Raw genomic sequence first — 13618 nt, forward strand, 5'->3', positions numbered from 1 at the left:
CGAGGCGATGCAGATATACCTGCCGATCGCCGAAATTTCGGTCAACATCTTCATCCTGCTGGGACTGGGCACGGGTATCGGATTCCTGTCCGGCATGTTCGGTGTGGGCGGCGGCTTCCTGATGACACCGCTTCTGATCTTTATCGGCGTGCCGCCCGCGGTCGCCGTGTCGACCGAAGCCAACCAGATCGTCGCCTCCTCCGCGTCCGGCGCCATTGCGCACTGGCGGCGCAGGACGCTGGACATCAAGATGGGCGTCCTTTTGCTGATCGGTGGTTCGGCCGGCTCCATTGCCGGTGTGCAGCTCTTTGCCTTCCTGAGAAGTCTCGGCCAGATCGATCTCATCATTTCGCTCTGCTATGTCGGATTCCTCGGCATCATTGGCGGGCTGATGGCGATCGAGAGTGTGGGAGCCATTATCAAGCGGAACCGCAGCGCCCACTCGGCACAGCCCGTATCAAAGCGCCGCAAGCGGCGCATGATCGACCGCCTGCCTTTCAAGACCCGCTTCCCGGCATCAGGCCTCTATCTCTCGGTGATCCCGCCAGTCGTGATCGGTTTCTTCGTCGGCACGCTGGCCGCCATCATGGGGGTGGGCGGCGGCTTCATCATGGTGCCCGCAATGATCTATGTGCTGCGCATGCCCACCAATGTCGTGGTCGGCACATCGCTCTTCCAGATCCTGTTCGTGACCGCGCTGACCACTTTCCTCCAGGCCACACAGAACCAGACCGTCGATATCGTGCTCGCGCTCCTGCTGATTGTCGGTGGCGTCGTTGGCGCTCAGATTGGCGCCCGTGTTGGCCGCCACGTGAAGGCCGAGGAATTGCGTATCGCCCTGGCCCTGATGGTGCTGGTGGTCTGCGCCAAGCTGGGCTGGGATCTGGTCGCCACGCCGAGTGATCTCTTCGCCATCCTTCCGGCACGGGAGGGCGGACATTGATCGCCGAACTCGCCGCCGCTGCCCTGATGCTGCAAGGTCAGGCCGATCCCGTCACCGGGGCGGATAATGCGCCGCGCGTCGTTGCGGCACTCAGCCAGGAAGTGGTCGAAATCCGATCCGACTTTGCCGGCGCGGAAATCATCCTGTTCGGCGCGGTCACCGGAATGGAGGAGGATGACGATCTTGTCGTTGTCGTCCGCGGACCGGCGCATGATCTCCGGGTGATGCGCAAGGAACGCACTTTCGGCATCTGGATCAATCGCGCGCCTGTACGATTCGAGAATGTGCCGAGCTATTATTCGGTGGCCTCCACACGGCCCCTGCAGGAGGTCGGCGCTTTCTCTGCGCTTCGCCGGGAAGGCATAGGGCTTCAGCATCTGCGCCTGGTCGCGCCGGACACCGAGCACACCGAAGTGCGCCTCGGGGTCGAGGTGACGGTCAGCGAGATCGGCGAAGAGGCTGCCGAATACCGCGATGCGATCAGCCGCGACCGCCGCCGTGACCGCCTGTTTGCTGAAACTACATCCGGCGTCACCATGCTCGAAGGCGGGCTGTTCCGCGCCAATGTCGCCCTGCCCCCGGCCACGCCTGTTGGCGATTACACGGCCGATGTCTATCTGTTCCGCGATGGGCGCCCGGTCGCCTCCGGCACGGTGGAACTCGGCGTTCGGAAGGCGGGACTGGAACGCATCATCTACAATTTCGCCCACGATTATGCCTGGCTTTACGGCCTCGTCGCCATTGCCCTCGCCCTCCTTTTCGGCTGGGGCGCAGCGGCCATCTTCAGCCGGAGATAACCGGGTGAGCCAGAGGCCCGTCCTGCCCTATGCGCTCGGCATCGCCGGTCTGGTGCCGTTTGTGTTCTTTGGCTGGCAAGCAGTAGTCAAAAGTGATCCCGAAGCCGCGATTGTATCGAGCTTCTATCTGGCGGGTTATGGCGCTGTAATCCTGTCATTCCTCGGCGGGGCGAGATGGGGTGCAGAGATCCAGCGCAACCCGTCAAATCCGGATTCAATGACGCTTTGTCTGGCAATGGCTCCGCCACTTGTTGGCTGGGCCGCCATCATCCCGACCATGTGGGATCGCTGGCAGGTCGTTTTGGGGCTGCTGTCAGCGGGTCTCGCCTTGCAGCTGATCTGGGATGTCGTTGCTGTCCGGCGTAGCGAATTCCCGGCCTGGTATCTGCCCTTGAGAATTCTGCTGACGACGATCGCCGTTCTCAGCCTTATGGCTGCCGCCTTCCTCTAGCCCACCAACCTTTTCGCCGGCACCGGATAAATCGCATCCCTGCCGATTACCCAGGCATCAGGGCAGCGTCCGAAGACGGATTTGATCGCTTCATCGCGGACCGACAATCCGCCCGCATAGGCGCCGAAAGCCGGCAGGATCATGCGCGCACCATCGGTCGCAAAACAGCGCAGACGGCGCGAGCGCCCCACCACTTTCGCCGCCGGATGAAGGTGGCCGCACACCTCACCGGGTGCCGCACCCGGCACCGGTTCGTGGCGCAGAACCAGACCGCCCAGTGTCATGTCCGGACGCGTAATGCCGCCAAAGCGGGCGGGCGGTTGCGGATCGTGATTGCCCTCGATCCACACCCATTCGGAGACCGAGCGCACCAATGCGGCGAGACGGTCCGCATCCGCGTCATGGATGCGGTTGTCCGCCCCCAGATCATGGAAGCTGTCGCCCAGTGCGATCACGGTTTCCGGCAAAAAATGCGCAATCGCTTCGGCCAGCCGCCCGATGGTCTTGCGGGTATCATAGGGCGGCAAAAGCTGTCCCGACGCGGCATAGGCCGAGCCCTTTTCAAGGTGCAGGTCGGCGACCAGAAGTGCCGAAAACTCCGGCACGTACAGCGCACCCGTCAGGTGCGGAACAACGGCAACGCCATTCAGCGAGCCGGTCAGTTCTTCCGCTTTCCGTGCGGGCTCAGCCATCGCCCATCATCTCCGACACCAGATCCTCGGCCGCATCAGCCAGAATGCTTTCCTGCGCCTCGCCATAAACCGCTTCGCGCCCGATCTCGAGCATAACCGGCACGGCCAGCGGTGAAACCCGCTCCAGATCAATGCTGTGGATATGGCCCTTTACCCGCTTCAGTGCCTCACCCAGCCGGCGAATGTCGAGCAGGCCCGTTGCTGCATCGCGCCAGGCCGCCTGCAGCAAGATGTGATCAGGATCATGCTCCCGCAGCACGTCATAGATGAGATCGGCCGAGAAGGTGACCTGGCGGCTGGTCTTTTCATGACCGGGCAGGCGCCGCTCGATCAGGCCGGAAATGATCGCACACTGCTTGAAGGTGCGCTTCATCAGCGGGCTTTCCGCCAGCCAGGCGTCCAGATCATCGCCCAGCATGTCCTCTGAAAACAGCGCGTCCATATCGGCATCCGCCATATTGCGCAGCCCCCAGACGGCCAGTGCGTATTCATTCGCCACAAAGCCGGTGGGACGCAGCCGCAACCGCTCCAGCCGCCGCGTCAGCAACATGCCAAGCGACTGGTGTGCCAGCCGGCCCTCGAACGGATAACAGACCAGGTAGAATTTCCCGTGCTTGGGAAAGGTCTCGACCAGAAGATCATCCGGTTGCGGAAGGCGCGATTTTTCCTTTTGCAAGCGCAGCCAGTCCTGCACCTGATCCGGCAGTACATGCCATTGCGCCGGATCGTGTGCGATCTCCCGCACCCTCTTGGCCAGATAAGTGGATAGCGGAAATTTTCCGCCCTGATAGGCCGGCACTTTCGGTTCGGGATCGGCGGACCGCGTCACCAGTGCCGCGTTCTCTGCAATCCCCTGGAATTCGAGAATTTCGCCAGCGAAGACGAAGGTGTCACCGGGTGCCAGCTGCTCGATGAACCATTCCTCGACCTCGCCGAGAGATCGCCCTCCTCGGCCTCCCCGGCCCTTCAGGCGAACGGGCAACATCTCGGCCTCGATGATGGTACCCACATTCATGCGGTGACGCTGCGCGACCCGCGCATTCCGGGCTTTCCAGAACCCCTCCCTGTCGCAAATCAGCCGGCGGAAGCGCTCATAACTGTCCAGCGCATAGCCGCCATTCGAACAGAATTGCATCAGGTTATCGAATTCTGCGCGGGTCAGCGCTGCATAGGGCGCTGCAGCGGTTACCTCGGCAAAAAGATCATCAGCCTTCACCGGCTCACCGCAGGCGCGCCCGGTCATATGCTGGGCGAGAACATCCAGCGCTCCGGCGCGTAAGGGTTCACCATCCAGCACGCCTTCGGCGACGGCAGCGCGGGCGGCTTCGCATTCCAGGTGTTCAAACCGGTTGGCCGGGGCCAGCAGCGCCCTTGAGGGTTCGTCCAGCCGGTGATTGGAACGGCCGAGCCGCTGGATCAGCCGTGCCGAGCCCTTGGGCGCTCCCATCTGGATGACGAGATCCACATCGCCCCAGTCAATGCCGAGATCGAGAGTGGAAGTACACACCACCGCTTTCAGCTTTCCCGCCGCCATGGCGGCTTCCACCTTGCGGCGCTGTTCCACCGCCAGCGAGCCGTGATGCAGCGCAATCGCCAGCCCGTCATCATTCAGACGCCATAGCTCCTGGAAAGTATGTTCGGCCTGGCTGCGCGTATTGACGAAGATGAGGGAAAGCCGGGCCTGCCGGATCGCCTCATACACCTCGCCCATGGCATGGCGGCCCGAATGCCCCGACCAGGGAATACGTTCCCGGCTGGAGAGAATGTTGATCTGCGGCTTGGGGCCTTCCATCCCGCGAACGATGCGGGCAAAGCGGGGGGCATCGCCCTGCGGCGTCAGCCAGCGGGCCAGCCCGCCCTCGTCCGACACCGTCGCCGACAGGCCGGCCCGGCGGGCTTCCGGCGCCCATTGCGCCAGCGTCGCCATTCCCAGTGACAGAAGGTCGCCGCGCTTTTGCGGGGCCAGCGCGTGGATCTCATCAACAATGATCCGCTTCAGATCGGCAAAGAAGGCCCGCGCATTGGGAGAGGCGCAAAACAGGGCGAGCTGTTCCGGCGTGGTCAGCAGGATATCGGGTGGCTTGTCGCGCTGGCGCTGGCGTTTGGAAACGGGCGTGTCACCGGTCCGCGTCTCGATGCGCAAATCCAGCCCTATCTCCTCGACCGGGATCATCAGATTGCGCGCAACATCGACCGACAGGGCCTTTAGGGGCGAAATATAGAGTGTGTGCAGGCGATAGGGACGCTTTGGTCCTTCCGCGGCGACATCCGCCAGATCGATCAGGCTGGGCAGAAAACCACCCAGCGTCTTGCCGCCACCCGTTGGCGCAATCAGCAACGCATCCTCTCCGGCGCCTGCCGCCCCGATCATGTCCAGCTGGTGCGGCCGGGCCTGCCAGCCGCGGCTGGCGAACCATTGCGAAAATCGATCAGGCAGGATTGGCGCGCTCATTATCGTCAAATCTAGCTCGCCCGTGCCAAAGCAACAGGCGTTTTGCCATGTCGGGGGGGATAATGTGAATCCCGTTCCCCCTGCAGGCCGTGTGGATATTTGCTAGGAATAGCCTTGCTCGGGGGAGCGCAGACGTGTGAGGGACACACATGACGCACGCCGCCATTGAACGGTTCAAGGCGCTGGAAACCGCCTTTTTCGAGAATACCAAGCGATCCGAACGGACACAGGCGCGCTTTGCAGCCGCAGCCTGTCTGAATGCCGATGATGACCCGGCCACCATGGTGCGCCGCGCCCTGCGCGAACGCGATGCCATCAACCAGGAGCGCTCGGGCTGGCGCAGCCCGTCGACCTCTCTGCGCCTCGTCTATGGCGCGGCGCTGGCGTCGGCCCGCAAGGATGGCGGCGGCCTGATCCGCATGATGGAAGCGCTGGAAACCGAGCGGAAACGCCGCGGCGGCCGCAGCCTGTCTTCCGGCGGAGCGCCCGCTGCGCTGGTCATGATGTGTGCCGGCGGCAGCTTTTCGCAGGCCGGCATGTTCTATGATGTGCTTTCGGAAATTTCCGCGCCCTGGTGGCGGCGTACGCCCGCGAGTGAGGAATCCTATGCCGCCATCATGACGGCAACGGGGGAAATTCCGGCCACGGCCATGGACCGCCTCGACAAGGCAAAAAATACGCTGCGGACAGCGAGGGTTCCGCGTTCGGCGTTCAATACCTGCCTTTACGAGGTGGCCGTGGCGGACCCCCGAACCGACGATTTTGTCTCGGCCTGGATGTCGCTGAACGTCGCCGCTCGTCAGCGCTCCGGCCTGCAACGCCGGGCCACGTGGGCAGGACTGGCCACGCTGGCTGCCCAGGTGGAGGACGGCTCGCAGGCCGGTGATGCCCTGGTACAGGCCGATGAATTCGTGCAGGCCCACCGGCCACGGATCACCAGTATCGCAGCCGGACGTCTGACTGTGCGCCTCGCAGCCAGCATGACCGGTTTGAAATCACCTGGCGGTGCCGCAGCCGATTATGCCGCCGTGCTCGCCGCGCAGGCTGCAATGATCGCCGCAACGACAGCGGCTACGGCGGCCGTGGTTGCTGCCACCTAGTCGGTACGGACCGCAACGCTGGTCGCCCCGCGGATCACGCCAGACGAATCCCTGGCCTCAACCCGGATGCGGGCCGAGCCCGGGGCAAACGGAATGCCTTGACCGCGAGGCAGGGCGAAAATGGCAAAGCTGGCCATCTCGTCCTGCGCAAAGGTTCGGGTAACAGCATTGCCGGCATCCGCCAGGCAGGCGCCTGTTCCCGGATCGGTCTCGCAAATCGTGAGCCCGATACCACTGGCAGAACCCGCTGCAGCCGGCTGTACGGTCAATTCGCTCGATGCACCGACATTGGCGACCGCAACGGCGAAAGCGCCATTGGTGTTCTCGTCCGCCAGCCGCAGGATCCCGTCCGAGGTCGGTGTCAGGGCGATCGCGATGAGATCGGGCGGTGCGACCGGTCCGAACGATAACAGGACGGAATTGATCCCGGGCAGGATCGCCGCAGCATCACCATTATCGCACTTGTAGCGGATTGGCAGGTCAAACCCTTCGCCACTGGCTGTTGCCTCAGGCGTAAAGCTGAGAACAAAGCTGCGCGATCCGCCAGCAGGCACATCAAAAAGGCGGTTTTCCTCACCGAACGCGGCGTTGGTCGCTGGGTCGGTCATCCGGTAGCGGAACCGGCCCTCGAACGGCGCGCCGGGTCCGATCCAGCAGCCTTCCGCGAGCACGCCGGAAGGATTGATCACGGTCGCGAATACTGTTGCCGGCTGACCGGCCTGCACCGAACGGCTCAGCGGGAGGATCGCCGCGCCCAGCTGTGCGCCGGCATCCGGCGTGCGTCCGACATAGAAGGCGCGCTCGCGCAAATCTCCTTCGAAACGGGCCCGAATGCGCCAGACACCGGCCGCGGCATCCACCGGCAGAGTGTAGGAAAACACCGAGTGATTGGTCTCGGTGACCGGAAAGGTCGAACCGGTAAATTCGTGACTGGCGACGATCGCCCCGGTCGGATCGATCATGTCGGCGCTGACCGCGGCACCGGAAGCCTGATCGCGCACGAAGACGCTGGCAAACACCTCGTCACCCGGATCGAAGCGCTGCCGGAAGCTGGGCACCTCTTCCGGACCATAGCGCGCCGGACGCACCGGCGCCGCGCTGTGGGTGAAAATCCCGGTAATCGCTGGGTCGACATAAGCGTGCTGATGCTGCCAGACGGTTTCCGGCCCGTTCGAACAGGGTCCGCCATACGGGTCAACAATCCGCTGGAACAGCGCCGGATGGTGCATCTGGAAATGCAGGTGCGGCTCGCTGGACGTGCCCGAGCTGGCGGCGATACCGAGATAATCGCCCGCCTCAACCCGATCACCGATCTCGCCCGGGATCACGCTGTTCAGCGCGAGGTGATAGTAGAACACCTCCATCCCGTCATCCTGGCGAATGATGACATAGTTCGACGTCAGGGATTCATTCCGGCCCTGCGCATTGCGGTCAGGCTCACCGTCATGGCGGTCCAGGATCACACCTCCGGCTGCCGCGATGACCTCCATCCAGCTGTCTTCTGTGCTCAATTCCTGGAAGGTGGAAGCCACATAATCCGTGCCGGCATGATCATATCCGCCGGGCAGGTCATAGGTTCGCAGACCGCACTCATAATCCTGCAGGAAGCCGGGCCCATAGGCGTCGTGATCCACGAAATTCTCGACCAGATGGACACGGAAGGGTGTCGCATTTGCACTGGCCCTGACCGGGAACAGGATGCGCTCGAACGTGTCGCGTCCGGGTTCCTCTCTGGCGGCATCCAGACCCAGCGCAGCCCGGTTGGCCGCAAGCCGCGCCTCGATCAGCTCATAGGGAATAGGCGGGTGCAGCGCCTCACCTCGCGGGCTGTCCTGAGCCTCCGGCAAATCATCGGCAAACGCACCGCTCCAACCGGCCAGCACCGGCACCAGTATCGGCCAAAATCGCATCGTCACCCTCTCCCGCTGGCGATCAATCGGACATACGGACATGTCCGCTCAGGCCGGCCCCGAAAGAGTTCTAGGCACAGCTTGCCAGCGAGCTCAATTCGAGTTCTCAATTCTGACGCGGAATTAATATTCAATATTAATGGCTTGCGGTCTCAATCCGTCCGCACGGCGACGCTGGTGGACCCGCGAACCACACCGCCCCCATCCTCGGCGAGCACACGGATGCGGGCAGTGGCCGGATCAAAGGGAACAGCCAGTCCATCCGCGAAGGCGAAAACCGCAAAGCTGGCGGTTGAATCGCTGGAAAAATTACGTGTCACGCTGGCCGCCGGGTCTGCCAGGCAGGCACCACTTCCCGTATCTGTCTCACAGACCAGCAGGCGCAATCCGGATGCCGCGCCCAGACCGTCCGGCCGCACGGTCAGCGCTCCTTCTGCCCCGACATTCGAGACGGCAGCGGCGAAGGCTGCCGCCGAATTCTCGTCCGCGATCTGAAGGATACCGTCCGCTGACGGCGTTACCGCAATCGCGATTAGATCCGGCACCGCATCGGGCCCGAAGGACAGGAGGACGGAATTCACCCCGGGCAGGAGGCCGGCCGCGTCCGAGTTATCGCACTTGTAGCGCAGTGTCAGATCAAGCGAGTCCGCCACCGAGCCGGCATGCGGCGTAAAGCTGATCACAAAGCTGCGGGCTCCACCCGGCGCAATATTGAACAGGGCATTGGAATTGCCGATCACAGCATTGGTTGCCGGATCGGTCTCCCGGTATTCGAAGGCTCCCGCAAAAGGCACAGCGGGTGAAATCCAGCAGCCCTGCGCCGCCACGCCGGAATAATTCAACACGGTCGCAAAGACAGTGGCCGGCTGGGTGGCCTGTACCGAGCGGCTGGATGGCAGTACCGCCGCGGCCAGCGCCGCGCCGGCTTCCGGTTCGCTGCCGACATAGAAGGCGCGCTCACGCACATCGCCCTGGAAATTTCCCCGGATCGTCCACTGGCCTGTGGGAGCATCAGCAGCAAGAGTATAGCGGGTCTGGTAATCACCGGCCGCCGAAAACACCGTTGCCGCCGGAAAATTCTGGCTGAAAACCTCGGTTCCGGACGGATCCCGCACAGACACAGACGACATCGCGCCGATCTCCCGGTCCCGGACATAAAGACCGAGATGAACGGTATCACCGGGATCAAAGCTGGTGCGGAACCGCGGATATTCCGGCTCGCAAAACGAGCCTGATACATTCACCGGCGTGTAATTATGCGTGTAGATGGCGGTGATAACCGGATCGGTATACTGGTGCTGATGCCGCCAAAGCGTTTCGCTGGCGCCGCATGTCCCCGCATAGGGATCGACGACATTGCCGTCCGGATCCCGTAACTCGAAATGCAGGTGCGGGGCGGTTGAAATACCCGAGCTGCCCACCAGGCCCAGGAAATCGCCTGTCTCGACACGGTCACCCACCTGACGGTCGGTCAGCGAAGCCCGTGCCAGATGCCAGTAATAGGCTGTCAGCCCGTCATCCTGCAGGATTGAGACATAATTGGCGCGCTGATCAGCTCCCAGCCCCCCGCAATTGCGGTCCTGGGCATCATCATTCCGGGCAATGATCACGCCGGGCGCCGCAGCAATGACCTCCACCCAGCGCCGGTTCATGGCATGAGCGCGGAACGGCGTTGTCGAGATATCCGTGCCGGCATGGTCATAGCCGGTATTGAGGTCATAGGTGCGGGCGCCGCAGGCCCAGTCCATGCGGGAATTCGGGGCCACCGGATCCAGATCGACGAAATTGCCGCTGAAATTGGCCCGGTAAAGATCCGCATTGGGACGCGCCCGCACAGGATAGATGAGACGATCATAGTCACCACGGGCGGCTGTGCCATCGAGTTCCGAACGGTCGATCCCGAGACGCTCCAGATTGGCTTCGATCTCGGTCTCGATTCGCGAATGGTCGATCGGTTCGTGAAGCGGCTCCCGGACCGGGGAATCCGCAGGCGTCTGCGCGGATAGCGAGGCACTGCCTCCAAGAAAGACAAGACTGGCAAGGAAAGAACGGAACATGGCAAACCCGCCTGGCCGGCTTTCCTCCGGCAGGCCCTCTTCATGCGCCCTTTGTCTGTGTCCACAGCCCCCTGCGGACCAACACCCTATCCGGTTTTCCCGCCCTCGCAAATCACGAAGGTGTGGGGACCGGAAAAGCCTGTCAGAAACAGTTCCGGCGCAGACCGAAGCCTGCGCCGGATACCGCAATTGGCTGTTGGCACGCCGTGCTAGCCACCGACGGCCGGTGCGACGTATTCCACGCCGGCACCCGGTCCCAGCGGCCAGCCGAGATAGACCCAACCCAGCATCATGATGAAGCCGATGATCAGCATCAGCACCGAATAGGGCACCATGATCGCCGTCAGACTTCCCAGGCCGAAGCCCGGGATCCAGCGGCGTGCAAACACCAGGATCAGCGGGAAATAGACCATCAACGGCGTGATGATGTTGGTGGCGCTGTCGCCAACCCGATACGCAGCCGTCGTTGCTTCCGGTGAAACGCCCAGCAGCATGAACATCGGCACGAAGACCGGCGCCAGAAGCGCCCATTTGGCACTTGCCGAGCCCACGAAGAGGTTGATGAAACCTGTCAGCAGAACCAGCGAAGCCAGTACCAGCGGCAACGGCATGCCGGAGGCCTCGATGGCTTCTGCCCCCGTAACCGCCGTGATCAGACCGAGATTTGACCAACCGAACATCGCCACGAAGTGCGCGGCCGCATAGGCGAGAACAAGGTAATAGGCCATATCGCCCATGGCCTTGGACATCATGCCCACCAGATCGCGATGGTTCTTGATCGTCCCGGCACAAACGCCATAGGCCGTTCCCGCGGCCAGGAACAGGATGAAGAAGCCGGCAACCAGCGAGGTGAAGAGCGGGGCCAGTGCCGCCGTCACTGAATCGGCACTTTCATTGTAGAGCGGCGTGCCCGGTCCGATGGTCAGGAAAACCCAGACGCCGATCACACCCAGGGTAGCTATACCGGCCCATTTGAGCCCCTTGCGCTGGCCATCGGTGAGCGGTGCGTTGGGATCATCGTCCTGGTCGGCCTCGCCGCCGGGAGCGACGCCCCCGGTCCACTTGCCCAGACGCGGCTCGATAATCCGGTCGGTGACGTACCAGATGATCGGCAGATAGAGCGCCAGAAGCCCGATAATGAAATACGTATTGCCGGCAATGTTCACCAGATAGTTCGGGTTCAGAAGGTCCACGCCGGCCTGGGTAATCCCGAATAGCAAGGCATCGAGCTGGCCCGGCGCGATATTCGCCGAGAACCCGCCGGAGACACCCGCAAACGCCGCGGCGATCCCGGCAACCGGATGACGGCCGGCAGCGGCGTAGAGCACGCCCGCCAGCGGGATCAGCACGACATAACCGGCATCGGCGGCGTGATTGCCCAGCATGGCGATCAGCGCCACCACGGGCGTCAGAAGGAATTTCGGCGCATTGCGGACACCGGCGCGCATCGCCGTGCCGAACAAGCCGGCACGTTCCGCGACGCCCGCCCCCAGCATCACCACCAGCACATAGCCGAGCGGGTGGAAGTGGGTGAAGGTCGAGGGCATCTGGGTCAGCAATTGCTGGATATTGGCAGGACTCAGCAGGCTGGCGACCGATATGACACCATCATCGCCAATACCGAAGCGTGCGCGCCCGGCCTCGCCCAGCCCGGCCAGGATCTGGTCATTCAGCTGGACCGAAACACCCAGCAGGGACAGGACCACGCTGATCACCACAAGGGCCAGGATCAGGTAGAAGAAGATGAAGACCGGGTCGGGAAGCGCGTTTCCCGTTTTCTCGATCCAGCCGAGAATCCCCTTCTGGGCTTCAGGTTGCTTGCTTGTCGTGTCAGACGCCATGTTTCTCCCCGGAAAATCTGCGATTGCGAAGGGTTAGCAGGCGCGGCCGGAAACGCAAAGCGCTTCCGTCTTTGGGCTTGCACGGTCACGCCACAGTGATAATCAGGCACCCGAAACGCCAATCAGCCGGAGCACGCAGCCGTGGAACAATTTTTCAGCGACAATGAAGCCCTGATCAGCCAGATCACCCAGATCGTCACAGAGGGCGGCGTCAATCTGATCCTGGCGATCGGTATCCTGATTGTCGGATATATGATTGCCGGTGCCGTCAAGCGCGCCATTGTCCGGATGACCGAGAAGAACCCGGCCTTCGACCGCACACTGGCGACATTTTTCGCGTCCATGGCCCGCTATGGCATTCTGGTGGTGGTCTTCATTGCGGTTCTGAACCGGTTTGGTGTCGAGACCACGTCGCTGGTCGCCGCCATCGGTGCCGCAGCGTTCGCCGTCGGCCTCGCCCTCCAGGGTACGCTGTCCAACGTCGCCTCAGGCGTCATGCTGGTTTTCTTCCGGCCCTATTCTCTGGGTGATTTCGTTGAAGTGGCCGGCGTATCGGGCACGGTCAAGGACATCAATCTCTTCACCACCGAACTGGCCACACCGGACAACAAGACCATCATCGTTCCCAATGGCCAGGCCTGGGGCGGGGTGATCACAAACTATACGGTCAAGCCGACGCGGCGCGTCGATATCACTTTCTCGATCTCCTATGATGACGATATCGACAAGGCCATGAAGGTCATCCGCGATCACTACGAAGCGGATGAGCGTGTCCACAAGGATCCCGAGACCTTCATCGGGGTGATCGCCCACGGTTCGTCTTCGATCGATATCGTGGTTCGCGCCTGGACCGATACGACGAATTACTGGCCGGTCTATTTCGATGCCATGAAGTCGATCAAGCAGGACTTCGACAAGAACGATATCGAGATCCCCTACCCGCACCAGGTGGAGATCCAGCGCAAGGCCTAAGGCCTCATATCCGCCTCAATCGGCTGGCAAGGAAAGCGTATGTCAGAGACTGGAAACACACCGTCAGACGAGACGCGCGAGCGCGAGCCGAAGAGCCGGGTTCAACGACTGTTATCGATAACGCCCGGCGATCTGGTCCGGGTGGCGCTGATCTCGGTCATCGTCGGCCTGGTGCTCGCTGCCTTCCGGGTGGATCCGCGCCGCCTGTGGGTGGATTTCTTCGGTACGATTGCCGAAGCCTGGAGCGAATTCATCAATATTTCCATGGATCTGGTTCGCTGGTCCGTGGACTACCTTTTCCTCGGCGCGGTACTGGTCGTTCCCATCTGGCTGGTCATCCACATCGTCCGCTCGTTAGGAAAGCGTTCACCCTAATCACCGAAATCGCGTGAAAAATCCGAAG

11 protein-coding genes are annotated in these 13618 nt (G+C 62.4%); 6 read left to right on the plus strand and 5 right to left on the minus strand.

What is annotated here, in order from left to right; all coding sequences use genetic code 11:
* Window positions 1-7: 7 nt before the first annotated feature.
* The 3 genes from V0U79_RS03445 to V0U79_RS03455 are packed head-to-tail and all read left to right on the plus strand — an operon-like array spanning window position 8 to window position 2191.
* Window positions 8-943, plus strand: coding sequence for a sulfite exporter TauE/SafE family protein (locus V0U79_RS03445; RefSeq protein ID WP_330198071.1), 936 nt, complete (start codon window positions 8-10; stop codon window positions 941-943).
* Window positions 940-1740 (plus strand): TIGR02186 family protein, encoded by an 801-nt coding sequence (locus V0U79_RS03450; protein WP_330198072.1) that lies wholly within the window; start codon window positions 940-942, stop codon window positions 1738-1740. Before V0U79_RS03445 ends, V0U79_RS03450 begins: the two co-directional genes overlap by 4 nt.
* A 4-nt stretch (window positions 1741-1744) precedes the next feature.
* Complete coding sequence (locus tag V0U79_RS03455; RefSeq protein WP_330198073.1) at window positions 1745-2191, plus strand: DUF3429 domain-containing protein; 447 nt, start codon at window positions 1745-1747, stop codon at window positions 2189-2191.
* Here the strand turns inward: V0U79_RS03455 and pdeM are convergent.
* Window positions 2188-2883, minus strand: coding sequence for a ligase-associated DNA damage response endonuclease PdeM (gene pdeM / locus V0U79_RS03460; protein ID WP_330198074.1), 696 nt, complete (start codon window positions 2881-2883; stop codon window positions 2188-2190). The two genes, V0U79_RS03455 and pdeM, sit on opposite strands and share 4 nt — an antisense overlap.
* Entirely contained in the window at window positions 2876-5335 is a 2460-nt protein-coding gene (locus V0U79_RS03465) for a ligase-associated DNA damage response DEXH box helicase (RefSeq protein WP_330198075.1), read from the minus strand. The genes pdeM and V0U79_RS03465 overlap by 8 nt, the downstream gene beginning before the upstream one ends.
* Window positions 5336-5484: 149 nt before the next feature.
* Between V0U79_RS03465 and V0U79_RS03470 the strand changes: the two genes are divergently transcribed.
* Window positions 5485-6435, plus strand: coding sequence for a hypothetical protein (locus V0U79_RS03470; RefSeq protein WP_330198076.1), 951 nt, complete (start codon window positions 5485-5487; stop codon window positions 6433-6435).
* Here V0U79_RS03470 and V0U79_RS03475 read toward each other — a convergent pair.
* The 3 genes from V0U79_RS03475 to V0U79_RS03485 all read right to left on the minus strand — a co-directional run bounded on the left by V0U79_RS03475 (window position 6432) and on the right by V0U79_RS03485 (window position 12243).
* Window positions 6432-8345: a M23 family metallopeptidase gene (locus V0U79_RS03475; RefSeq protein ID WP_330198077.1), complete on the minus strand. Its 1914-nt coding sequence runs from the start codon at window positions 8343-8345 to the stop codon at window positions 6432-6434. The two genes, V0U79_RS03470 and V0U79_RS03475, sit on opposite strands and share 4 nt — an antisense overlap.
* A gap of 152 nt (window positions 8346-8497) precedes the next feature.
* Window positions 8498-10402 (minus strand): M23 family metallopeptidase, encoded by a 1905-nt coding sequence (locus V0U79_RS03480; protein ID WP_330198078.1) that lies wholly within the window; start codon window positions 10400-10402, stop codon window positions 8498-8500.
* A 209-nt stretch (window positions 10403-10611) separates the two neighbouring features.
* A complete protein-coding gene (locus tag V0U79_RS03485) occupies window positions 10612-12243 on the minus strand; it encodes an AbgT family transporter (protein WP_330198079.1) in 1632 nt (543 codons plus the stop codon).
* A gap of 141 nt (window positions 12244-12384) precedes the next feature.
* On the opposite strand from V0U79_RS03485, the gene V0U79_RS03490 reads away from it, so the two are divergent.
* Together V0U79_RS03490 and V0U79_RS03495 are read left to right on the plus strand one after the other, a co-directional pair.
* On the plus strand, window positions 12385-13215 hold the full coding sequence (locus V0U79_RS03490; RefSeq protein ID WP_330198080.1) for a mechanosensitive ion channel family protein: 831 nt from the start codon (window positions 12385-12387) through the stop codon (window positions 13213-13215).
* Between the two features lie 39 nt (window positions 13216-13254).
* A complete protein-coding gene (locus tag V0U79_RS03495; RefSeq protein WP_330198081.1) occupies window positions 13255-13590 on the plus strand; it encodes a DUF6460 domain-containing protein in 336 nt (111 codons plus the stop codon).
* The last annotated feature ends 28 nt before the right edge of the window (window positions 13591-13618 follow it).

Source organism: Hyphobacterium lacteum (assembly GCF_036330345.1).
Classification (GTDB): Bacteria; Pseudomonadota; Alphaproteobacteria; order Caulobacterales; family Maricaulaceae; genus Hyphobacterium; species Hyphobacterium lacteum.